At 65.7% G+C, this 26,992-nt stretch carries 1 protein-coding gene; it reads right to left on the bottom strand.

The genetic code is table 11. The annotated features are described in order from the left end of the window. Window positions 1-13 precede the first annotated feature (13 nt). Window positions 14-26,806 (bottom strand): hypothetical protein, encoded by a 26,793-nt coding sequence (locus tag OHB00_RS40590; RefSeq protein ID WP_406442587.1) that lies wholly within the window; start codon window positions 26,804-26,806, stop codon window positions 14-16. Between the last annotated feature and the right edge of the window lie 186 nt (window positions 26,807-26,992).

Raw genomic sequence — 26,992 nt, 5'->3', positions numbered from 1 at the left:
CCGGGGCCGGTACCTACGATTCCTCTCCCGGAGGCGGTGGGAATCGGACCTCCACGGTCGCGGTACGCCGTGGGTCGGCGTGACCGCCCGTCTTGTTCCCGTCGGTCGGCGTCGGCGCCCCGAGGCCACGGCTCTCCGCCTTGAACGTGACCCCCTCAACACGACGCAGCTGCTCGGCGAGGTACGCTCCCAGGGCCGTGGCCCGCTCCAGCCCGGCTTCGCGTGACGTCCTCTCACGGTTGTTCCAGGGCAGGCGGCTACCGTTGCCGCCCGCTTTGATCGTGACCACGATGTCGGGCAACTTTCGCTGCCGCCGCACCCTGATGACTTCCCCCAGCCGTAACGCCAGCGCTTGCGCCTTATCCGCCTGTTCTCTGCCCAGTACCCTTCGCGACTTCCCGAACCGGTACGTCAGCAGTTCCTCAGGCAGTTCGGGCGCTGCCGGAGGATCGGCCGTCGGCGGCGGTCCCGGCGGTTGGGCGGCCGGGACGGGGACGGACGGGCCGTGGCTTTGCAGCAGCTCGGAGAGCGACAGAGCGTGCGCTTGTGCGTCGTGCTCTCGAAGCCAAGCCTCGACCTTCAGCAACTCCTTTCGTATGCCGAGCACATCGCTCTCTGACCCAGGTGTGATGTCAGCGTTCGACACCAGGCCGTAGAGCTGCCTCCGGGCGGACTCGGTGCGGACGCGCATCTCACCGATCTGAGCGGCGGCGTTCAGCTGGGTTTCCACACCGAGGTAGTTCAAGGCCTGCAGCGTGGTCGTGGCCCGTTCGAGGAGTTCCGCCGACCGGTCCCTGATGCTCCGCGTTCGGCGGACGTCTATTTCCTGTCGGACCGCCTGGTCGAGCGTCAGATCACGGCTGTAGGAGGTGCTTTCCAGCTTGCCCAGGAGTTCGGCGCTCAGCCTCCAGCGGTTCGCGAGGCGAGCTGTCTCTGGCGTCAGCACGCCCGCCCGCAGGGCCTCGGCAGTGGTCAGGGGGGAGCCATCGGAACGCTGCTCCGGATCGAAGGCGTGAATTCTGCCCCCGGGATGGAACCACCACGTATGCTTGTGACCGCCTTGACGCAACCGCAGTTCCACGTAGGAGTCGAGCTCCACCGCCACGCGGCTTGCGAGGTGCAGGATGTTGGCGCCGAGCGCCGGCTGGTCGTGGCGCTGTACGCCCTCTTCGGGTTCTTGGAAAGTCGTCACCGGCCGTACCCCCGGATCCGTCATCGCGTCGATCCGGTCGGCGTCGAACGCCGCGTCGATCCGGTCGGCGTCGAAGTCCAGGACGAGCCTTCGGCTGTCGGTGATGAGATGCCGCGCTCGGCTGCGTGCCTTCAACAGCACTCGGGGCCCACCGACTTGCAATCGGCCGTGGTCCATCCGGTCGCCGATCGCGCGGGCCACCAGCGCGGGCGCCACCTCGGCCGTCACCCGTGTGTCCCGTGCCACGTACAGGAAGATCTCGGTGAGATCGAAATGCTGGATCGACTTGGGTTCCCTTTCCCAGCCGAGTACACGATCGGCCTGATCTGCGCGCGCCTTGTCCACTGCGCCCTGCATCGCCTTGTAGTCGTCCTCGTTGACAAGCGCGTAGAACTCGCCCGAGATCTTCTGGCTGTGGAACCTACCCACGTCGTACGGACCGACGAAGGGGATGAGCTGGTGCTGCCTCGCCATCGTGGGCAATCGGATCGCGGCGTTGGCGACGACGAGGTACACCCGTTTACGCTCCTTGGTGAACGACTCGGTGCGCGGTTGCTGCTGCGCGCCTTCCGCGGCGTCGGTGGAGCCGGCGATACCCGTGTTCCCCCCCGCGCTGTCCAGGGGGCTGCCATGACCGGCGTTCAGCCCGGGTGCCGCGCCGTTGTTCGTCTTCCAGGCCGGGGTGACGGATGTGATGTGCTTGAAATAGGTGCCGAATCCTCCTTCGCCGTCGAAGACGTTGAGTACCCGCAGATCGGTGTACTCGACCCGTTTCGTCACCATGGCTCGTCTCAGCGGCTCGCTCGGCATCGCCCAGCTGTTGGTGAGTCGGGTGCCCTCGGGCTGTTCTCGCAGTGCCTGCGCCGTGAGCAGCGAGTTCGCCATCATCGCCGGCAGGAAGGTGTCCGGGCGGACGCCGGGGGCCACATAGGAGCCGCCGAAGAGCGCGTTGAGCAGGCTCCGGACCTGCCGCTTGTAGCCGCCGACCGAGACGAATCCCACGGGGTGCGTGTTGAGCGGGAACTTCACTGGGATCGTGGACGGCGGTGTGTACTGGAACGGCTCCTCCGGACCTAGCATCGCGGCGGGCACACCGAGCTGGATCTTTCCCGTCAAACGGTCTGCGGACGAAGAGCGGCCGGTGAGTTTTCGCTGCTGGGCCATGGCGAAGTTGTTCACCTGGGCATTCGGCGCGTCGCCGAGACGGACCTGCAGCGTCACCTTCAGATCGGCTTCGAAGTCGACGGTCTTGTCGTAGCCTCCGAACACACTCTCCCAGTACTGCGTCCGGACGTAGTCGACCTGCGTTCCGGTGCCGAGTGACATTCCCAGGGCCCCGCCCCCGTTCCCACCGTGACCGCTGCCGCCGGCCCTCATGGAGCCGCTCAGGGCTATCGAGCGGCTGGCCGATCTGCTCCGCTCGGACTGGCCGTGCAGGAAGAATTCCTGGCCGTCCATCCGCTCGTCCAAGGGCTTGAGCTGCCCCACCAGCTCTGCCGACAGCACCACCGAGACAGTTTCGTGCAGCGGGCCCCAAGTGTTCGCGAACTGAATTTCCACCTCCCCGCCCACCATGTCCATGTAGAGGATCGTGGACAGCTTGGAGAAAAGGACCTCCGCGGTCATCAGACCACCGTGCACCTTGCCCAGGGCCTGGCCGCCCCGACTCACCTCGAGCAGAGGTGACGAACTGAGCAGGCCGGGGGCCGATTCCTGGACCAAGTCCCGGATCTTCCCCCACAGCGTCATGCCGTCCTCGAACCGCACCTCGTTCACGGTCGTGGGCCCGATTCGCCGATGCGGTTCGTAGGGATTCGCCAGATAGCGAGGTAGATGCAGAGTGACCGGCGTGAGTGTGTGTCCGGGGAAGGCCGCGTTGAACCGGCGCAGCACTTCTTCGTCCACCACTCTGAGACCGCCCATCTGGTGCAGTTCGCGCAGTCGAGCGGCCAACACCGTCAGATCGGTGCCCTCTGGCAACTCGTCAGACCGGTCGCGCCAGTGCAGCAGCAGCCGAGCCATCAGGACAGCGCCGAGTTTGAGCTGCGCCCAGTCTCCGTTGCCCCACAGGTCCACCACCTTCACCAGCGCTTCCTTGGGCACTGGAAGGTCACCCTTCAGGTAGGCCCGCAGCGCGGCGTCTCGTGGGACCATGAACACCATCTGCCGGTTGTCGACGATCGCGGTGCCGGAACCGCGATCGGACGGCAGCAGCGCGGCGTTCTTGTACCAGTCCACACCGAGGTCGAATCTCGTGTTCGCGCCGTAAACGAGCACCGGGCTCACCGAGAGCGCGATCGTCTCGAATCCGCCCACCTTCTTCAGCGCTTCGGACATACCCCAGGTGAAGGACATGTCGGCGCCGAAAGTGCCGGTCGCAGCCGCGTCGCCGGCCTCTCCGCCGAAAGTCGCGCCGAGCGTGCCCAAACCGAAGCGGTAGTTCGCGAACTGCCCGCTGAACACCTGGTTCTGCAGCAACGCGATCAGCGCCAGGACCACCGGCTCCTCGGTGGACCCGATATACGTCGCCTTTTTGACCGCCAGGGAACTGGACATCACGGTGTACGCGTTCTTCCAGAGGCCGTAGGCAGCGCCGTTGTCCATGTCGTAGTGGCCTGGCCCCTGGAGCATATGAGGTGCCTGAGCCACCATCGTGTGGTGCGTGGTCAGCTGCCGGACCGCATGCTCCACCGGTGAAGCCGCCCCACGCAGGTCCGGCGGCAGTTGGCGCAGCAGCCCGCTCGTCACGCCACTTGTGTCCAGCGACAGAATCACTGCTCGTTCGAAGACCTCGGAGGACGTGTGTCCGGTCGTGCTCATGACAGCGGGGACGTCTGCCGGCAGATTCGGGACGAGTAGCTCGGCGCTGCCGGTGAACGTCTTGGTGGCCACGACCTTGTCGCCGCCGACGCGGTGGCCGGGAACCCTGCCCGTGTCGCCCTGGGCGACGGTCACCTCAAGCCGCAGATTCTTTATCCGGTGCTTGCGAAGGTCACTGGTCGGCTCGAAGAGGATGGGGTGGTTGAAGACCTGGATCTCGCCGCGATTCGAGCCGGCTGTGTAACCTCCCCCGAGATTGACGCCGGTGTTCTTCAGAGCATCGTGCGAAAAGCCGAAGTTCAGGTTGGCCGACACGTTCTCGCTTCCGCCGTGTGACTGTCCGGCGATACGCAGGGCCATGAGCAGGATCGCTATGCGCTCATGGCTCGCGGGGCCGAGATCCTCGGCGTCGTCGAGGTCGTACGTCACTTTCAGGTTGACGGTCGCGGCCTCTTCCGTCCAGGGGACCGGGCCGAAGCCAGACCTGCGCGTCAGCCGCAGTTGGGCGCCCTCCTCCGTCATGGCGCTGTTGAAGTGGTCCCCGATCCCCATCAGCCAGTTCTCCAGCGCCCGGCCATTCTCGATCTTGCCGTCGTGACTCTCGTGAGGGGACAGCCTCGCCACGTCGGCGAACGGGCCCTCGGCAGAGGGGAGGTAGTCGATCTCCCGGAGTTTCGAGCGGATGTGTGCGCCCAGTGCGTCGATGGTGGCCGTGTCCAACCGGACCGGGCTCAGTCCCGCCGTCTTCTTCATGTAGGTGGGCAGGGGTTTGCGGTCCGAACCGGTGATCGGTTCGGGGTTGCTCTCCCGGACGATGCGTGCGACCGACGTCTCGTCCACGGGGAAGCCGTTGTCGTAGGCCGCCGCGTCCGGCAGGGTCAGGGACGCGATGCCGACGCCGCGCAGGTCCTCGTCCATCGATGTCTTGATGCCTCCCGACGGCTCACGGACCTCGATCTCCAGCCTGTACTCCATGGGTACCGAATAGAACGGGGTCGGGCCCACCCATCGGCTCACAGTCACCTTGAGACCGTCGTAGCTCGCCGAGCTGCCCTGCGAGTGCGAGACACCCATGGACGCGGAGGCGGAGACCCCCAGGTCGAACTGCGGAACCGGCGGTGTCCCCCGTACGGCGAGGCCCGCCGCCCGGCGCTGCTCGACTCCGTTGCTCGCTCCGGCGGCGTTCAGCAGGGTCTGCACCCGCTCGATGTTGGCATTGCCCTCCTCAGCGGCGTCGGAGAACATCCTGACCTTGGGTAGACCATCCAGCGCGGCCTGAGTCTCGTCGAGAACCCTGGTGAGGACACGGACTGTGGCGATCGTCTTCGCCGTGCCCGGTTCGTGCAGGTCGATGACGTAGCCTTTCTCGGCCTGCCCGGGCAGGCCGCCCCCGACCTGCGACCGGCGCAGATTGGTCGCCAGCTTGTCGATCCCGTTCCGCAACTCCTCCCGGACGCCGCTGTCACCCCGGAGGTAGGTGTCGCTCCTGCCTTTCGGCCAACGGGCGCGCAGCCCGCGCAGTGCTTCGTCGTACAGTTCGGGCAAGCCCGTCATACCGAGTGCCGCGTACCTCTCCGGGATGATCGGCGGGCCTGCCGTCGCTTTGGTGGCCACCTTCGCGTGCTGCCCCATCAGAAAGCGATCGGGGATCCACAGCGCGAGCCGGTCGTCGCCTTCCGTCGGCGTCCGGTCGGACGGCGGCTGCCTGTTCTCCTGTACCCGCTTCCAGTCGGTGGTGTGACCGTCGAATCTGATCCTGTACGACAGGCTCATGTCGACCGTGAGCAGTGAGTTGGCGGTGCGGTGGTTGCTGACCTGCCCGTCCTCCACGAACTGTGCGGTGTTCATCCCGCGGTGCTTGGCGTTGGCGGTCGCCGAGAAGTTCAGGGACGGGGTCACAGGGCCCACCGGCACGCCGACGGCTCCGCCCGCGGAGTAGGGCATGGTGCTGACGGTCGAGCTCTGCCAGAAGGAACCCGTGTTGAACATGGCGGCGTTCGCCTCGGTTCCGAACGGAGCGCGCTCGTCGTCGGCCAGAGTGCTCAGCTCCAGACGCGCGTTCTGCGGGCGGGCGGTGAACAGCACCTCGGCGCGGCCCAGGCGCATCAGGTATCCGCCGAGCCGCGGGCCGCCGGGTGACACCATCTGCCGGAAGTTCTGCTCCAGCGTTACCGGCAGCGCCTCAAGGTCGTCTTCGCTCACCCCGGGGATCCTCGTACGCAGATCGTCGACCACCCGTTCCATACCGGGCAGGCCCGCTCGCGGCGTGGCGGAAAAATACACCAGAGGGTCCAGGTCCATCCGCTGGCCCAGGGTGAACCGCGGCGGTGGCCCGTCACCCGCCCCCGGGTCGGGCTCCGGGTCCTCGGCCGGCTGCCTGCCGGTAGCGTCGTCGGCCTGGTCGGCGTCGCTCACCGCGAACTTGATGTCACGAAGGCCGGGGCCGGCAGCGTCATGCGCGAGTGCGGGCTTCTGTGCGTCCTGCTCTGCTTTTGCTGCCTCTTTCTCCGAGTGAGCTTCTTGTGTCTTCTGCGGCCCGGGAACCTGGGAGGTCTGGGAATCCTGGGAACCCGGTGCGCGGGCATCGTCCCCAGGGAGGGCGGGCAAGGGGGCGGACCGGTCGGGGTCCGTCTGCGGCGTCGAGGTCTCCGGGCGTGCTGGCCGGGGGTGGGAAGCGCGAGGAGGCGGTGTGCCCGGGGACGGGGTCTGGGCGGGTGTGGTCTGAGTTCCTGACACCCCGACAGGGGTGACGGACGGCGGATCGAGCAGAGAGCCCTCGATCGCGAGGGGGCGGTAGGCGGGTGGTGGTGTGGTCCAAGGTGAGTCGGTCGCGTCGCGACCAACCCCACCCGAAAGCCCAGCCTCAACCGAAGCCGGCGACTCCGGAACCCACGACACGTCATTCGCACCACGACCAACCCCACCCGAAAGCCCAGCCTCAACCGAAGCCGGCGATGGTGGGGCGAGGACGTCGGTGGTGGCGGTGTCGACCTGCTCGGCAGGCAGCGGCGGCCGGGGCGGGGTGGACGCGGACAGGGCGCGCATGGACGGGGCGTCCTCAGTCTCACCGCCCGCGGGTGCCCGCGGTGCCGCGGGGGAGGAGTCGCCGGTCCGGTCACCGGGCGCCGACGGCAGGTCAGGTCCGGCGGGTTCGCCGGCCGGACCTGGATCCGAAGGGGGCGTGCCGGGTCCGGGGCTGCCGGGTCGCCGGCGTTCGAAGGTCACCTCGATCGTCGCACCGCTGCCGTCGGCGGGAGCCGGTGGAGCGGCGGACGTGTGCTGCAGGGGGGAATAGGCCTCGTAGTCGATGGGAACCTGCGGCAGGCGGCCCGCCAGCGTGTCCTTCCACTCGGTCAGCACCGCGTGCGCACGCCGCTCGGCGGTCGCCGCCGCGGCCTCGTTCCCGTCCCCGCCACGGATGTCGGCGTGCCCGGTGACCCGTACCTCGACCCGCGCCAGTACTCCCTCCCACCATTCCTGTTCGGCTCGCGCGACAACCTGCTCGACGAACACCCCCAGCTTCTCGGCGCCCTCGGTATCGACGTTCTCGGAATCAGGGGCGAAGCGCACGACATGGCGGTCCCGGGCGGATCGGTGCTCCGGCGGACCCGTCGGAGGCGCCGGAGAGGTGGAGCCTGCCGCCTGCGCCGGGTCCGTCGTACGGCGTTCCGCATCGTCGGCTTCGAGGCGCACGGTCTCGGGGAACGCCGCCTCGAAGGCGTCGCCGCCCTCCGGCGGGGCCGCGTGGGCGCCCGAGTCTTCGCCCGGTGTCGCGGCGAGTTCGTCGGCGATGTCCCTGGCCAGCTGCGGCATGGGCAGGCCGCGCCGGATGCCCTTCAGGCGCTGCCACGCGGAGAGGACCTCTTCGGGAGACGCCCCGCGGCCCTCACCCGCCGCCTTCACCCCGCTCTCCGCGTCCATCCCTGCTTGCGCGACGTCCCGAATGTCAGGCAATCGCTCCCCACGGTCGCGTTGTTCCAGCCGCACTTCCTCAGGATCGATCTCGTCAATCACCTTTGTCGCTGGAGCCATCCACGCGGGGTGCACCCATCTCAGCTCGGGCTGCTCGGCTATGGTCCCGGCGTCAGCGGTCGGATCCGGCAGCGCCGGCGCTCGGTCACCGTCGCTGCCGAAACCCTCCGCCCATCCGTGCGCCGTCCCTTCGCTCAGCTCTTGACGGACTTCCTGCGGATAGAGCTCCGGGCGTTCTCCCGCGTCCACCGGCGAAACGGGCTTCGCCGCGGCCTTCTTCTTCCTACTACCACCCGGAAGACCGGCGAGTCCGCCGCCCTCGCTCCGCCGGCGCGCCGCGATCTCGGCTGCCAGTTTCCTGGCGGCCTCCGGGGCGGGATCCCCACCGCCGTTGTAGTACGCCCTGATCACCGCCTCCCTGTCCGCATGGTAGGGGGCCCGCGCGGCCTCATCGGCGGGCTCCGTGCCGATGATGACGGGCTCCGTCATATAACCCGAATAGATCTCAAACCCCTCCATCACCACGCTCTCGGGCACGCCGGCGACCACGTCACCCCCCGCACCGGCCTCTTCGGCCGTCCCGGCCGCCGACTGGGGCGGGACCTGCCGAGATGAGGGGCCGTGGCTGCTTTCGCCACCGGAGACCGGACCGTCGGCGGCGGCCGGACGGTGTCCTCCCCGCAGTCCCGCACGCACCGGCCGCACCGGCCGCGACGGCCCCGCACCACCAGGCCCCGCACCACCAGGCCCCGCACCAGGCCCCGAACGATTCGCCCTCAGCAAGGCGACCACAGCTCGCGCCGCCACCAGGCCACCCCGCCCCCACGCGACCGCGATGGCCCCGCGTTCCTGATCCACCTCCAACCGCCATGGCCGCTCACCGACCTTGACCGTCGGCTCCGGCAGGGTTTCGTGCAGCTTCCCGACCTCATCCCGCACCGCGTTGTCCGGCAGGTCCTCCCACGCCAGCCCGAAGACATCCGCACCCGCCCCGCGCAAAAGCTCACCCGCCTCCAGCACAGAACGCGCCCATGCCTGCGCCTGCGTCGTCTTCGAAGCCGGCTTCTCCAGCGCCCCGCGATACTCCAGCACGGCCTGCGACAGACGCGCGGCCCCCTCGACCGTCTCCCCTTCCAACCCCGACACCGGAGGCAGCACCCACTTCTCAGAACTGTCCGCGGCAAGCACCCCCGCACCCCGCGTCTCCACCAGCTCCCGAGACGTCACCAACAGCTCATGGTTCGCAATCACCTCCCCCAGCTCCGGCGGCTTACTCACAAAACCCCCTTTGACATCATCCCAGCGATATTTCCCGTCTCTTGACCGCGACCCGCTCTTCGCGTAAACCACCACATCTACCCGGCCATCAGGAGCCAGGACATAAACGAACGCCACCCCACCGGCGCCGCCGTCCAGATGCGCATGCAACGGCTGATTGACGGCGAGATTGCCCTCACGCACGCCCTCCCCCACCGCCACCTTCTTCTTGAGAACCTCAAGCTGCGCATCAGTGAAATCGCTCTTTTTGGCCTTCCCCGCAAAGTGAATATGCTTCCCGAAGTCCCAGCGTCCGAGGCTCCTCACGACATTGAAAGCAGCGAACCTTTCCGCACGCAGACGCGCCTTCTCCGACCGATCAGCCCATCGCTTGCCGGCCACATCCCGCCACGCGTGCAAAGCCGCCGCCCGAAACGCCGGATAAAGCCCGCGCCCCACACCCATATCCGCGTGGAGCTGACCGAGAGAACGCTCGAAAGCCTCAACCCCGAACTTCTCCGCACCCAACCCGAGCAACTCCCCCTCCACCCCACGCAACTCCTCCGCGAACACCCTCTCGAACGACGGCCTCGCCAGCCCACCCGGCGAATTCACGATCTCCAACGCCCCACGCGGCCACATCAGCAACACAGGCAACAACTCAGGACTCTCCGCCAAAACACGACCAACCACCTCCCCCTCAGGCCCCACCAGAAGATCCACCACCTCACCGGACACCACCTCACCCAGCACCCGCACCTCACCCACCGCCACGGACCCGGCCGCGCCGGAAGCGTCACCAGTCCGGCTCAGTGAACCCGCCCCGGACCGGCCCCCGCCCACCCCACGCACACCCCCACCACCACCCGCCACCCCAGTACCCCGCACCACCCCCGCATGCCCCCGCAGCACATCGCGCAAAGTACCCGGATCGCCAAAAGCCCCGGACGCCGCCTCCGGCGCCCGCTCCAGCAACGACCGCACGTCCTCGGCGAAGCGCGGCTCCGCAGCCATCCGCTGCCATTCCGGCGTCGAAACAAAAGCACGCGCGAAACCCTCGTCGGACTCCAGCAGCGCAACCACCTCACGGCGCGACAACGCCTGCCCCAGCGCATCGGCGTCGAAGAGCCCAGCATGCCCCGTCAAGAACTCCACAGCCTTCGGCTTACCACGAAGCGACCTGAGAGCCTTCCCACTCACCCGCAACTCGGGATGAGCAACCCACAGCTTCCAGACATCACTCTGCTCTTCCGCCTCACGCAGAAGCGCAACGTTGCCGCGCACAGCGTCCAGCAACCCCTCCTTCTCACGGAACTGCACACGCGCATTACCGTTCAGCCGAAGAAGCTCTGCCAGCCGCGGTATCTCCGCCACAGCACCACGCAGCGCCCTGCTCCGGATCAAATCATCAACAATATCCGGATGCGCGTCCACCAGGAGCAGCACCTGCCGCCTAGTCAGCTGCGCCCTCTCCCCCTCCGAAAGCGCCACACTCAACAAATCGACAAACTTAGGATTTTTCCGCGCCACCACCAGCACATCCGGGTCCCGAAGAACAGAACCGATCACTTCCGGAGAATCGTCAAGTGTGTGCAACAGCGCCAAGGTCCTCACATGCTCCAACTGGGTCAGACTGAAGTCGAAAAGAAGCCTCCACTGCGTTTCGGTCGCCACCACCCCGGTATGAGCCGCGAGGAACTCAGCCACACTCGGCACATCATCCAGCACCTTCACTACGATGGGCTCAGCCGCAGCTGCAGCCAGCCGTTCGTCCGTACCGGTAACAGCTTGCCGCGCCACTTCAGTGGCTCGACTCAATTCATCTACCAGCCCCCTGTTTTTCTCGTCCAGAATAATGTTCTCCACTGCCGGGCGTTCCATCATGGCAGTGGTCACCGAGGGGCTATACCACAGGCTGTAGAGGGATGCATTATGATCGAAACTAAAAATGTGATAGTAGCGATGAAACCAGCCGAAGTAATGAGACACGTCACCGAATGCATTATTTATAAATTCAGCCGTAATGTGTGACCGCATCTCCGACATCTCCCTGTACCACAAGTAGGCGTCATCTTTATGGGCCAACAGTTCAGGCAACCTGTCCAGCCGTTTCAGATCACGCAATACCGATGGCTCCGAGGTGACCAGGCGCAGCATACCGGGCCGCGTTCGGAGAAGGTCGAGCATATAGGGCACAGACAAAACGCGCTCGGCAAGAACATGGTTCGTGATAACAGCCGGACGGAGTCGCTTATCGTCGAGCAGAATCCCATACCTCCCCATCTCCTCATCGGTGACCTTGAGGCCGGCCGGAACCGCCCTCCTGACGGAATCGACGTCCCGCCCGGCCTTCAGCGCCTCAGTCAGGTAGCGGACGATTCCCACGCGGGCCATTTCAATTTCGTGACCTTCGGGGGTGATCTCAGCGGGGCGATTTTCTTGCACAGCCTCCAAAAAATCTCGCAGCTCGGCGGATCCTGCGGAAAGCCGCCGCTCCAGCAGAGGCGTTGCCAATCTGTCGAAACGCTCTTTATCAGCCTTCCAAGCATCCGCAAAACCGGATCGTGAGATGGCCTCTCGCAACGCTTCAGGATACCGGACAAATACCTTGCCGGCCGGGCTCTCGCGAAATTCGTTGAGCCTCAGATACAGGGATTCATTGCCGAGAAGCCTCTGCCAGTGGGGGAGCGGCAGCTTTCCAAATGAGCCAGAAAGCATGTCCAGCAAGTCGGGCGCTGCCAAGATATTCTTAGCCCACCGGGCAAAATTATCCATCAGGTAAATACTCACCTCTGGATGGCGGATCATCAGTCGCAGCAGCGCCGAATCACCCTCATACAGAGCACGCAGCAGATTTTCGGGGTCCTCTCTCTTGACGAGTTGCAGAGCCATCGGAGCCTTCCTGAAGCCGGCCATCGCCCATGGACCTCGGAACTGCTCCGGACTCAGATTTTTAATACGACTTTCTATGATAATCGTCCAAGTGAGACCGGCACTCCTCAGCATCGCTTCAAATCGAGCCGAATCCTTCACCATATCCACGATATGGACCCGCTGCTGCCTGCTCATTTCGTTCTGCCATGCGGCCTCATATATTCGTGCCAGGTCAGGGTGCTCCAGGACAAGCCGCAGGACGCGCGACCTCGTCTCGTCGTCATTCTGCGGGACATCCTCCAGGAGAAAATCCAAAGAATAACGGCGGGAAAAAAGTCGACGCAGCTCATGCGGCTCAGTGATGGCTTTCGGCCACTTCACCAACACCTGCAGGGAATTCGAGTGCACCTCGTCCGTCATTATTTCGATCCATCGCGCAGCGTCCTCCTTCAGCAGCCAGTCAATACCTTTATTGACCGTTCGCAAATAGGCCAGCATGCCATTTTTCGGTTCAACCACCGAAGGCGGTTCCGCTTGCGGACCCGACGCCCAACGGATCGTTTGCAGAAGGTCATCGCCATAGAGGGGGTCGAGCATAGTGGGATAATGCGAAAGAGCTGCGGGGAGATTGCTATTCGCGATCGCCGCTTTCAGCAGCTCGGGGTTCTCCAAGAGGCGCAGGGTCACATCGGGCAGACCCCGGAGAACCCGGGTCAGTTCCCGTGCGGGGGCCAGCCGCTCCAGAAGGGTCGGGTCTTTCGCTATGGCGGACAATACATCGGACGAGGACAGTGCAAGATGGCCGAGCTCCGGGTGACGATGCAAAGCCGAGAGCAGCTTTGTGTTCGTGAGCAGAGTCCGATAAAAAGACGTCGGACGCGATTCTCGTTCGATGACCCAAGTGCCGATCACCTGTTGGACCAGGCTCGTGTCTCCATGGAACCGATACAGAATGTCAGACCATTCGTCAGAGCTGAGGCTGAGTACCGCAGCAGCGAACCCCTCGGTATATTGGACCAAATAATTGATGCCAGCGGATACATGGGCCGCCGTCTGCGCGATGTCAAGTCGTCCGTCCAGATGACGGAGAACGTTGTAATAATCACGGTCCAGCACAATATCGCGAATTTCCTCGTCGTCTTCCAGACGGGAAATCACTTTTTTGCGGGCAAGGATTTCGAATGTCTGCTTGGGCTGTGCTTCGAGCCACTCAGATTGCTCCGGCTCTGACAGGCTCGTGAGAACCGCGGGATGGCTCGCCAGAACGCCCGCCAGGCGTGGGTACGCCGCGATCCCCTTCGTGAGCAGTAGCTTCTGCCGGACCACCGCGTAGGCCACGATCGGGTTGTCGGACAGCGCCTTCGTCAACTCGGGATTCTCAACCTGCGCCCAGACCATCCGCTTCACGAGGACGTCCAGCGTGATGTCGGGCGGCTTCGGCATGCCCGTGAGCACCTGCTTGACCGCGGTGAGGACCGCGCTCTTGCTCTCGGCGCCGATGCTCGCATGCCGCATGACCGCGACTTTCAGGCTATTGAGAGTCTCCGGTGACACTTCCACGGTGTCGTGCCCGTGGGCGTGCTCCCGGCCGGCCCCCGAACCGCCGGCACCCGGGCGTTCTCCCGCGTCCACCGACGAAACGGGCTTCGCCGCGGCCTTCTTCTTCCTACTACCACCCGGAAGACCGGCGAGTCCGCCGCCCTCGCTCCGGAGGCGCGCCGCGATCTCGGCAGCCAGCCTCTCGGCGGCCACCGGGGCGGGATCCCCACCACCGTTGTAGTACGCCATGATCACCGCATCGGCGTCGGCACCGTAGCTGTCCCGCGCGGCCTCATCGGCGGGCTCCCTGCCGATGATGACAGGCACCCTCGCATAACGCGAATAGATCTCCCTCCCCTTACGCACCACGCTCCCGGGCACGCCGACGGGCCCGTCGCCCGCCGCCGAAACACCGGTCGCATTCGCGTTCTGAGAGATTTCCTGCGGATAGAGCTCCGGGTGCCGGATGAGGCGTTTGAGCCCGGAGGCCGCCAGAACACCGGTCGTATTCGTATTCTGAGAAAATTCCTGCGAATACGGATAGAGCTCCGGGAGCCGGATGAGGCGCCCGGGGGCCGCCGGAACCCTGCCTTCGGCGTCCGCATAGAACCGCCAGGCCAGCCGGGCCCGGTCCGCGTAGCCGAGTATGAGGTCTCTGACCTGGACAACGGTACTGCTCTCCGCCAGCTGCTGCCGCACGCGCGACGCGTCCGTCAGTCCGTTGATGTCGTCGAGGGACACGGCATGGTTCAGGAAGTCCTTCGACTCGAGCAGGCGAACCACCTCCACCTCTTGTATCAGCTTTTCCGCAAAGCTCATGTCGAAAACTGCTCTAACGGCGCCTGCTCCCTCTGCCCTGTAAAACAATATTTGGTCTCGGCGTATCCGCCACGGATCCAGGTATTTACGACCGGCGGCCCGCAGTTTATGGAAGGACTCGGGATCGACTGCGGGATCGCCTCCCGTGTATCCGGCCAGGAACGTGGCCATGCCGTCTTTGGTGACGGGATCGTCGAAGCTTCCTTTAGCTCTGAGATGCTGGCCGTGGAGCCGCGCCAACTCACTTATGGTCCGCAGATGCTTTTCAGCGTCCACTCCCTCCGCATCTCTTTTGAGGAAGTACCGGTCAAGACGTACCAATTTTAGAGTGTCAGCCTCGGACCGCCCAGTGATGGTCGCAAGGTCACCCAGATCTTTACCTTCCGGGTCCGGCAGGTACTCGTTCCAGTCGTTTCCTGGTTGGAGCCTCGCAGCCACGAAAAGGCTATCGGTATGGAGCGTCATGTGATCAGTGGCGTATACTTTTATGCCCGTCACATTGGCCATTTGCTGCGCGAGCGAACTTCCGTCCAATTCCCCCGTGTCGGCACCGCCAAAACATGCCATGAGCACGATGGCATCCGGCTTTTTCTCGCCGCTCACAGACGGCAACGCGTCCAGCACAAGATGCGCAAACGATGACCCGTCCAGATAAAGATGGTTACCGGTCTCTGTCGAATACACCACGGCATCCCCCGGAAGGCCATGCACATTGATGTACGTGACCGTTTCATTCCGCCAGGGTACTTCTATAAAATGTTGCGGCTCGTCACCGAATCGGTAGACATTCTGCATGTACTGATACGGAGCACTAGGAAAAGCTTCAATCCTGGTTTCGACTTCTACTATCTCCTGGGAGGTCCAAAACGTACGACCGACCACGACGCCGCGAGAGTACATTAGGGGTCGCGTCTCATAGTTTCGCGCGATCTCGGCGCCGATAGGAGAAAGCACGTAACCTGGTTCGATCAGCACCCATTGGCCGACGCGGCCGGCCGTACCGGTAAGAGGCGTCGTCCGGTCTTGGTATGGGAATTCGAGCTCCCCTGTATAGGCCCACACATTGCGATTCGTTTGAGTGGCGATCGCACGAACCGTCTGCAGGTAGCGCTCGGCAGCAAAAGAGGCGACGTAGACTATGGGATCATTGGCATCGTGCAAGAGCAATGACACATCCCGCCCCAGTAGCGAAGCCATCTCGCCTGCGCTCAGTTCATGGGTATTATTCTGGGCATCTATGACAGTGGTGGTTTCGGATCGGGAATCGAATGAATGCGGGAAGACCCAGAATGCCTGGCCGATGAATAACTGGTTAATGAGATCTTTGATCTGTTTAATGAGATCTTTGATCTGTGGAGGAAGGCGTCTTGCCTTCGCGCCATGACCGTCCCAGATACGGCCGGAGGCCTTGCGGGTCGAGCCGACGAACAGTGTGCTGTTGGCCAGCAGTGCCTTGTCCCGCGCCTCGCCGGCACGCGGTGGTTCGGCGGGCAGCACCTTCCCGAGGGCGCCTGCCCGGAGCGGATTCGCCGGTTGTGAGACGGGGTCGACCCAGACGTGCCGCCGAGTGACCGGGATCGCCGCCTTACGCGCGCCTTCCCAGCTCCATGTGCCTTCGAGCGCGCCCTGGCGCTCGAAGGAGTCCGCGATTCCTTCCGCCGTCTTGTCGCTGGGACCGGCCGACGCCTTGGAGGATGGGGTGTCCGGAGGACCGATCAGAGGTGTCAGCAGACGGAGATACCGCTCGGGCAGCAGGTATGCGCCAGGATCCACTTGGTCCAGATTGCTCAGCCCCGGGGACACCACGGAACTGCGCCCCATCAGGCTGCCGGGCACATCGGCACGCTGTTCCGCGCCCGGTTCCGCGTATTCGTCCCGCAGGCCTAGTTGATGACCGATCTCATGCGCGAAGAAAGCAGGGCTCGCGCCCACCCACCACGTTCCCTGATCACCCCTCACCTCGTTCCGGACCACTCGCGCGACAAGATGGGGGTGGTCTTCCTCAGGCACCCGCTCGACGCTCACGTGCAGCAATTCATCAATGCCCTTTTCACCACTGCCCGGCAATTTGTTCGCGGGATTGCCGTTGAAGAAGGTGTGAATCCCCTTCTCCAGTGATCCCCACATGGAGTTCAGGTCTTCTTCGGAGATGCCCTCCTCCACTACCAACGCCAGCCGAACGGTGAGGTCCACGATCGACTCGTTCTCGTACCGGAACCGGCGCACATCGAAACCGGAATTCACCACGAAACGAGGCTTCTTGTCCCATTTCCCGCCAGTAGTGCCAGTGCTCCTCGCCGACAGCCTGTCGCGCCTGTCATCACCGGAAGGCACCCTTTCCGGAGCCTGCCCCCCGTCCTCGCTCACCCGCGGAACCTCGGCCTGGTATCCGTCCCCCGTCCGGTACAGGGTCACCTCGGCAGGGGGTTCGGTGGAGCCGCCGAGGAATCGCAGGCGGGAGCCGTCCTCGTCGACCACCGTCAGATTCACGCCGAGGGCGTGCGCAGCGGCGGACGCTACGAGGTCGGCCGTGCCGTCGTCCCAGCCCCGGGTGCGCAAACCGGCCAGGCCGGCGAGCGCTTCGGAGTGGACGCGTTCCGCAGCGCCCTCGGTTCTCATCTCGGGAGCGTCGGGGGCGTCCGATGTGCCGGCCGGCGACTCCAGGTGGTCGAAGGTCAGCTCCGCGAGGACCGCGGCCGGGAGAGCGTCGTCGAGGGCATCGGCGAGGGCCGTGAAGAAGCCGTCGGGGTCGGTGTGGGGGGCGTCCTTTTCGGACCCGCCGTCCCGATCCTCCGCTCCGGCGGACACGTCCGTATCCGGCCGTGCGAGCGCCGCCGCCGCGGAGCTCGGAGGTGCCGAGGGGGCGGGCGGGGTCTCGGTGGTGCGCAGCAGGATGTCGCCGGTGACCCAGCGGGTGCCCTTCGGGCCCTTGATCTCGAGCAGGCCGAGGACGCGGACGAGGTGGCCGGGGTGACCGTCGCCCGTGGCGCTCTCCTCCGCGGTGCCGACCCGCAAAACCTCGCGTCGCATACTCGCCCCGGTGAAGGACTGGCCGTCCGTCATGCCGGCGCCGCCCAGTGGAATGCCGACAGCGCCGGCGCCACCGGGGCCATAGGAGGAGGCGAGGTTGAACGACGCCGCTGAGGTCGTCGTGCCGCCCACCTGGTGAATGAAACCGTCCGTCGATATGTGCATGCCGTCCACGGCGGCGTTTCGGCTGCCGGGCACGATGTGCGGGCTGTGGAAGGTGAGTGTCATCTCGACGCCGCTGACGGCCTTGCGGCCCAGGAGCGGAGCGACGGCCGCGGCACTCAGTTCGGTCCTGCGGGAGTTGGCCAGCGAGTTCAGCCGGACGACCACATCGTTCTCGGACCAGTTGGTGAGCGGTTCCGTGTCAGCGCCCGAGGCCGCGCCGACCGCGATGAGCGCCTCGCCCAGTTGTCCGGTTCCGGCGAAGCCGAGGAACTGAACAGGCCGGGTGGGCATCCACATGCGGCCGTTCAGTGCTTCCCGCACCTCCGGGGCGACCTGCATCTCGACGGCGGCGGCGCCCTGCGGCGGTTCGGGACGGACCATGGGGTCGGCGTCGACGACGGCCGGTACCGTCAGTGCGGTCCGGGCCTGACCGGAAGCCTCGTGATCCGCGGCGTACGCATCGCTGAACCGAAGGTTCACCTCGGCCTTGGCCGAATCGCTGATGACGCTGGTCCAGCTCGGCCGGGCAACGGCCCGCGGGACGCCGACCGGGTCCGTCATCCGGTCGTACACCTGTCGGAGGGCCTCCCAGATGGACAGCATGCCACTCTGCACCTGGTGGACGAGGCGGACGAGCAGTGCCTCGTCCAAGGGCCTCGCGGTCACCTCCGCCGTGAACACATAGGGAACCTTGAACTTGGCCGTCCCTCCCGACGTGCGCTGGTAGGTCCGCACCTCACGGGCAGAGCTGTGACCGTGGACGGTCTGCCGTGTCCGGTCGATCCCCACCGTCCCCGTCGGTCCTTGCTTCCCGGCCTGTCCGCCGAGGCCGAATCCCAGGCCCTGGCTGTGCAGTTGCGTCCGGCCTACGTACGTCCTCCCCGGCACGGGGAGAGCACCGCCCGCGCCGTTGGACCGGCCAGACATGTTCTCCAGACCGCTCGTCCGGGCTGCGACCCGCCTGCCGCGGACTTGGCTCAGGTCGTGGTCCGCATCGGGTTTCGCGGACACCCTCACCTGTATGAACCGGGGACCGAGGAAGCTGTCGCGGCTGATGTAGTGGATAACGGCGCTGCTGTCGGGCCCGTCACCGGCCAGTGAGGACTGGCCGAACGAGGTGGTGAGATCGTTGATGCGGGTGAGCACTCCTGGCGTGTAATTCGGACTGCCGATCTTCGTGACGCCGGGAGTCGCCTGTTCCACCAGAACGCCCACCAGGTCCTGGAGGGCGTTACGACGTCCCTTCTTCGACTCGATGTCGACGCCGAGGACGGTGCCGAAGCCGACGCTCCCCTTCCCTTCGACGAACCAGGAGGGCAGCCGCGGCCGCTCGTTCTCGTCCGCGGGGCGCGCCAGGTCGCCTTCGGACACCAGGGCGGCCCACTCGGGGTGGTCGTGCAGGTCGTCGTCGGTCAGCAGGATCTCCGCGCCGTCGTAGATCAGCACCTGCCTCTCCAGATGCCGGCCAGTGCCCCCGGTGATCGTGTTGGCGGCGGAGTTGTCGCCGCCGGCGCTCACCTTGATGCGGTATCCAAGATCGGCCGTGAAGGTGTGGTATCGGCCGCCTTCGCCGTCGCCGTCGCCGTCCTGGGTGGCCACGCGGAAGGTGACGGTGTTGTCCCCCTCGCTCTCGGTGTCCACCGTGCTGACGCCGTGCCGGATCGCGCCGCTGGGCAGGAAGCCCGCGTAGCGGCCGGTGATGCCCGCCGCGAGGCGGTAGCCGGTGGCTTCGCTCTCGGAGGTGGACGAGCGGCCTCCGGAGACCCGCCAGTCCTCCCGGTGCGGCTCGGGTGTCTGCGGCTGCGGCGTGTGCTTGACGTCGACGAGCTGTCCGGTGATCTCCACCACGAAGTTCTCGCCCGCCAGGGCACCGTTGGTGCTGACCTCGAAGATGTACGAGTCGCGCAGGACACGCGGCGCGTTGGCCACGAGGTGGGACTGCGAGAGAGCCGTGCGGATCTGCTCCTGCGCCTTCGACGGAGCGGCGTCGGCCTGCTCGCCGAAGGCGGTCCGCCACGCCCAGCGCACGGCGTCGGCGCCGCGGTCGACCAACCAACTCACCGGCGCGAGGACGTTCCACCCGGCGCCGGGCGACGCTGGATCTGCCGCCTCGTCGATCCAGCCACCGGGCAGAACCGGCACATCGTCCGCCGCCCCGGCCCCATCCCCAGCAGGCGGAGTCGGCAGACCATCCGCCACCCCGGCCCCAGCCCCACCCGGCAAGACCGGCACACCATCGGCCGCCCCGGCAGACAAGTCCGGCACGTCGTCCGCCTCGTCGATCCAGCGACCCGGCAGAACCGGAACATCGTCCGCCACGCCGGCCTCACGCTCAGCGGACAGGACCGCCAGGTGGTCCGACGTCCCTTCGGCTTCTCCCCTGAGTTCTCTGATGAGGCGGTTGATGACCTCGACCAGTGTCCGGTCGCCCTCCACCGGTTCGGACCAGGCCGTCTCCATCCGTTCGAACCAGGCCGTCTCCGGCGGCCGCAGGTCGGCGTTCGCACTCCCGGACGCCACAGCCGGACCACGGACGTCTCCGTCGGTGATCTTGGTGATCTTGGCGGGTCGGGGACTCCAGTTGTCCGCTTTGGCCAGGGTGCGGTAAGTCTGGACAGCCAGCTTGATCTCGCCGTCCGGTGCACTGGCCGGGGGTTCGATCGTGCGGTTGTGGCCCTCGGTGTCCGAGATCTCCACCCGATAACGGACCGGGACCGTGAAGACTTCGTGTCCCTGCGAGCCGAACAAGTAGTTCTCCTGGCCCGTGCTGAAGCCGGAGCCCGTGCTCTCTGTCTCCTGATAGTTGTACGACGCCTGCCCGCTCAGACTGTAGAGCGGCTCGGCGCTGTCGCTGACGCCGCCGGCCGGATCGCTCACCGAGCCGCCCAGCCCGCCCTGCACGGCCAGCTTGCTGACATCGAACCGGTCGTCGTCGTTGATGTAGAGCGCGTAGAACGCGAACGACTGGATGGCCGGTACCGAAAGATCGTGTGTCACGCGTCGGCCGTCATCGCCTGCACCGTTGTCGGCGGGGTCGGACCGCTCGGCGAAGAGAGTGACGGTGGCACGCCGGGTACCGGCGGCGGTGACGACCGAGAAGACGGTGGCCAAGCCGCCGGCGACCATGTCGTCGACCTGCGCCCGCAGATGCGAACGGCTGCGCATCTGGTCGACTTTCCGCGCATTGAGCAGCAGCATCTCCTTTTCGGCGTCGCCGAGGACGCCCCGGAGAACGGACGGCGCTCCCGCGGACGGGAGGACCTCGTCGGGCGGGAGGAAGCCGTTCACGACCAGCCACTTCTCGACCTCGTCGAAGAGAGACCCGGTGTGGGCGACGTGGAGTGGAACGGTGGACGTTCCGAGCTGCTGCGACCTCAGCATCGCGGCGGGGAGGAAGCGATCCTTCTCAGGGACCTGGCCCAGGTGCGCCATGGACGGAACCAGCATGTTCATCTTGTGCGAGGCTCCGTCGGCCATGGGCGTGTCGGGAGCGGGGGTGTCCCTTCCCTGGGGGCGGACCAGCGTGGCCTTGACGGTCATGTCCGCGGTGACGGGCAGCAGACGCCCGCCGCCGCTCAGCCCACGGACGTTCCACCCGCGGCTGCCGTGGTTGAACACATGATTGAACCTGTGCTGAAAGGCGAGGTTCGCGGTGAGCTGCCCGGCGACGGGCCAGTTGGGGGCGGAGAACCTGAAACCCAGGAGCCCCCTGATGCCGAGCGCGTTGAGGACCGACGTACTGCCCTGTACATACCGCGTGGCGGTGGTGAAGGCCTCGATGGACGTGTCAGTGGTACTGGGGCCGGTGCTGCGGTCGCCACCGGACAGGCCGACGGTCAGCCGCAGGTGGCCGACGACGTGACCGTCCTTGTCGTACAAGGTGGGGGAACTCAGAGAGCCGTCCCACAGCTGATCGATGTTGGCACGGATATGACCTTCCTTGAAGAAGTCCCACAGGTCCGTCACGGAATAGTCGGCGAGACCGCCGAGCAGCCGCTCGAAGGAACGCATGACCTCGTCGCGGAGCCGGTCGTGGTGGGGGAAGGACACCGGTGAGTAGAGGGGTAGCTTGTCGCGTAGGTCGCTGACCGGCACCGGCACGTCCCACAGGCCGTCGCCGGTGACGGCGGCGGCCTCGTCGGGGGCGGCGAGGTGGTTGGGGATCGAGACCGTCAGTCGGTCCGGCACGGGACCACGCGCGCGGACCCAGTCGGTGTCGAGCGCCTCGGACGGCAGCAGATTCCGCTGGTGGTGTTCGCGGAGTTGCCAGTTCATCTCGTAGTCGACGGACTGAGAGCGCTCGTTGCTGCGAATGAGGTTCAGCCCCGAAGTGTTCTCGCCGGCACCTGCCGACATGGTGAGCGCGTTGTAGGTCAGGGTCAGTCCACCGCCCAGCGTGACGCCCCGGAAACGTTTGACAAGCCGGTCGATGCCTTTGGCGTAGTCGTAACTTCCCGAGCGCACATTGCCGACCGCGGAGATTCCGCTCGTGTCAGCGCCATCGGCGATCCAACGCTGGAGGCCGACCGGCGGGCCGGCAGGCACCTCGTCGACCCGCTGCGGGGAGGGACCGACGGCTTCGAGCGACACCCGCAGCGCGACCGGGTGGCTGTTCCCCCGGTAGGCGGCCGGGACGGGCCAGCCCGTAGCGCTGATCAACTGGGCCCACTCGTACTGGAGTCGCTCGGAGGTGACGACGCGGCGCACCGACTCGTGGAAGGTGTCGTCCGTTACTCCGTCCTTCTCGACCGAACGGAAGATCTCCTCGTGCAGCCACTCCACCGTCACCTGTGAAACAGGCTTGACGTGCATCAGGTCGGTCGCGCCGTCGCGGGCCGTGCCGTCATCCGTTACCGACGCGGGCAGTCCGTCGGGCCGGACGCCGCTCGGCTCGTGGACGACATCGGCGGTATTCGCCACCTCGGATGGGGAAGCCGCGCGATCGGCGCGTGGGCCGGCCAGGGGCAGATTCGCGTCCGCACGCACCGGAACCGCGTCCAAGCGGGCCCGCGGCGACTCCTCGCCCCGACCTGCTGCCTCACGAAAATCGTTCCCGACCGCACTGGACACAGCCGAGTTCGGAACGATGCCGTTAACCGCAGGTTCGTAAGCTGGCGGTGTAGTCGGCGACACCGCCTGTTCTTCTCCCAGAGCCACCCAGCTCTTGAAAGGCGCTTTACTGATATCAAACGAATTGACGGTATCTATCAGCTGGCGGTATGTCCGCCCGTTGATGTGCATCGGTTGCCGCACATCTGCACTCTTCAAGAATTCGTACATTGCTTCGAAGGAGATGGAATCGGAACCGTACTGACCCGAGCGATCGCGGTTCCGAAGCTGCTGATTCATCTCCGCAAAAAGACGCAACAATTGACGATAGTTCTGCTGGTCGTCCACGCGCACACCGAAGAGCATACGCAGCATGCGCACCATACTCCGGGTTTCCGCCTCTGACACGGCGGTAATCCTGACCAGGGCGGCAAGTTTCTCGCCGGTCGGCATCGCCCGGTATTCCGCCCACTGCGGCTCCGGAATTGTGGCTTCCTGAACCAGACGCACTTTCGTGGTGAGCTCGGACGCGTCTGCCGTGGCTACGTGACCGACGCGCGTAATGGGAGCGGTGACGAAGTCCACGATGCCGTCGAGCTCATCGGCCAATTTCTGCGCGATCGGTTGCTCTTCGTCTCCCAGGACATTCAGTGGCATCTTTTCCTTCGCGAAGGCCCCGGTATTGCACGAGAGCAACACCAGCCTTTGGGGCTTCAGCTTTCGGAAACTCGCACGACGCCGCAGCATGCCGGCCGTCTCACTAGCGGTGGCCTGTTTCTCCTTGCCGTCACGTAGTGCGATCTCAATGGAATGCGGGGTGCCGTGTGCGTTCATGATGTAAACGGTCTCACCCAGCCAGGGCACCGACTTCTCGGACCCTGGCAGATCCTTCTCGGACCCTGCATTATTGACCTGTTCATGAAAGTACTCCCACGTCCCGAATACTTTCAGATTGGGCAGCCCCCTATTCCTGTAAGATCCATAGGTCGGGTCGTCCAAGGCTTCCTGCGACATGAAGACACGGCCTGCCGACTCACCTTCGTCATCCAGGATGGGTGCCGAAGAATAATCTTCCAAGCCCTGCCAAGGATAAGGATCCGCGCCTTCCTCGGATTTTATTGACTTCGCCCATCGCCCGTGATGCACACCAACCGTGGAATCGGTCCGCAGGGCGGGGGAAAGGATCTGCAGGTCGTCCTGATCGTCTACGACGAAATCAGCATCGACACGCTCCACGTTGGCGAATACATCCTCCTCGATTTCATTTCCCATGAGACGTTCCATCTGCCCGGCACCCATGAAGTCCCCGACCAGTACCACCGGGACACCGGGAACACGTTTGCCGTCATGCTTCACCAGATCCACGAATTCAAGCGGTGTCAGCCGTATGTCCTGTTCCCCGTGGGACACCTTGACGGTCCACGTTCCCCGATCGAAATGAGCAACCACCGGATACGCTTTCCCGTGCCACGGCGCCTCCCGCACCCGAGACTCGAACGAAGGGGTGTCTGTGTCCGTGCGCTGCCACCCCTCGTCTATACGACTGAGGTCAAGGTTCGAGACATCGAAATCATCCTTCTCTGCCAGCCAGTTACGTCCGGTAAGCGGGGCACCCCCGGCCCCCTGGGCGTGAAGGATCGTGTCATCGCCGAGCAGATGCTGCTGCAGATAGGCGCGGCGTGCGGAATGCAAAATGTCGCGAGACGACGGATCGCCGAGATCGAGACCGGGATGAGCCCGCAGGATCCGCTCCAGTTCCGCAAGGTGGACATCGCCGACCGGCTCGCCCTCGAAGCCGTGGCTGTCGAGACGCAGCACGTACCGTGCGATGTCCTCGCGCAACTTGGGGTCCTGGACACCGAATCGGTCTAGGGGGCCGGCTTCCGCCAGTGGGTCGTCCAGTTCGGCACGTGTCGAACGCAGCGGGCCGCTGAGCACCGGGGCGCCGACGGAGGAGGAGACCGCGTTGAGGCCAACGACTTCCGGCCTGCTGACCTCACCCACCGGACGGCCCTGCTCCGGAGCGAGCGGCGGAGTGGGAAGGTCGGCTTGTGCGCCGGTCAGGACCGTGACCTCGTCGCGGCCGGGCCCGTTCGGACCGGGCGACTCGGAACGCACAGCATCCTCGGCGACGCCCCCCGCCTCCGGTACACGGCCGGGACGTCCGGCGGCATGCTGAGCGTACGGGTCTTCGAAGCGCTGCTGCCGGGCGGCGTCGTCCTGGGCCTGCGCCAGATCAGCCTCCCGCAGGGAGACCATACGGACCTGCTCCGCATGCCACTGCCGGGCCGATGCCCGAACTCTGTCCAGATCCGCCCAGTCCGGCGCAGCGGTGGAATGCTCGTCTCCGGCGACCGCGGAGGAGGACGGGCCGATCTCCTCGCCCTGCCCACGCAGCAACTGCGCCGCCTCGGCGCGAGCTTGTCGCCCCGCCTCGGTGTCCGCATCCGTCAGATCCGCGTCCGACCGGGCCGCCGCCTGGCTCTCGATCCGCTCCTGCTGTTCCCGGCGGGTCATGGGCCGCGACGGCGCCTCACCTCCAGCAGTGGCCGGGCGAGAGGGGCGCGGGCCCGGATCCGGATCGGGGCCGGCGGAGGCAGAAGCCGCCGAAGGCAGCCGGTCCCTTTCCACCACCATCCGGTCCACATGACCCCGCACAGCCGCAGTCGAGGACGCCTCAACCCGCACAGGCGCCTCCCCACCCGACCCACGAACAGGACCGGCCGGCCCACCACCAGCACCCTGCACCGCCCCCGACAGCCCCCCAGCACCCGCGACCACACCACCGGCACCACCCCGACCGGGCACAACCGTGTCCACACCCGGCAGCCCCGTCGACCCACCCGACACCCCCACCGGCGCCCCGCCAGAAGACACGCCGCCACCAGAACCACCCCCCGCAGCAGACACCCCAACCACACCACCAACCGCACCCACGACAGCCGACGAACCAGCCCCCGCAGAACCCTCCACCACCGGCAAGACACCCGCACCGGGACCGGTCACATCGGCAGCCACACCCGCAGCACCCGCCTCTGCACCCCCGGCTGCATCCGCGGCAGCGGCAGCCGCCTGCACATCCGCCGCAGTCACCTCCAACGCACGCACACCCGCAGCCGACGCCCGCACCTGCGCCCCAGACCTCTGCGCCACATAGTCCTTCACCAGACCAGCATCAGCCGCACCCAGCACACCCGACCCAAAAGCCTCACCCAGATCCGCACTCTGACTCTGACCCGGCGGCAAACCCTCCATGTCCTCAGCCACCTTCGCAGCCACCACACCCGACACACCCCACGCCCCAGCAGCCGTCACCGGAGAAACAACCACCGAACCCGAACCCCGACCCCCCACCCCACGTCCCTCACCCTCCACCACCCCAGAACCGACACCCTCCTCAAAACCCCCAGCAACCCCCACCTCAGACTTCTCACCACCACCCGACTTCACATCACCCCCACCCAGAACAGACCCGCCCTTCTCACCCTCCACACCCAACCCACCACCACCCGACTCCGCATCACCACCACCCCGCTTCACATCACCACCCAGAACGGCCCCCCCCTTCTCACCACCCGACGACACCGACCCACCCCGCACCCCACCACCACCAGCACCCGGAAGCTTCTTCCCCAGAGCCAGAACACCCCCCGCCACCGCACCGCCCACCGCACCCAACGCAAGATCCGTAAGCAGCATCTCCCCGTCGATACCATCCCGGGACCCCTCCGCCACCTGCGACAACTGAATCACCAGATCCAGCCCCGCATTCATCGCCCCACCCACAGCCGCATACTGAGCCGCATCCACCGCCACAGCGACCAGAAGCTCCCGAAGACTGACCATCGCAGCCTCAATACCCCCCGTCATCGCCCCGGCCCTCCCGGCAGCAATCGCCAGAATACGAGCCGACAACCCCGACAAAAACTTCTGAATAACCCCCCGACCCGCCACCAAAAGAGCCTCGACAAGCTCCGGCGCATAAATAGCGGCATGCACCACCTCCGCCGCCACCACCACCATCATCCCCACCGTCATACGCTTACCGAACTGCACCGACACCGCCGCATCCCGCAGCATCGCACCCATATTCCCACTCGACGAAGCAAGCTCAGGAATACTCTCCTCAAGCTGACGCAGATAAGCATCCATCGCATCCGCAGCCCACCCCGACGCACTCCCACGAAGCCGCTCACGCGCCCCCCTCACCGCCCCCTGCGCAAACAACAACTCCCGCGCCGACCGCTCATGAGCAACACCCAACCCAAAAAGCCC

The sequence above is a fragment of the Streptomyces sp. NBC_00631 genome (assembly GCF_045206895.1).
Lineage (GTDB): Bacteria > Actinomycetota > Actinomycetes > Streptomycetales > Streptomycetaceae > Streptomyces.
This window is presented reverse-complemented; position numbering and strand designations above follow the sequence as displayed.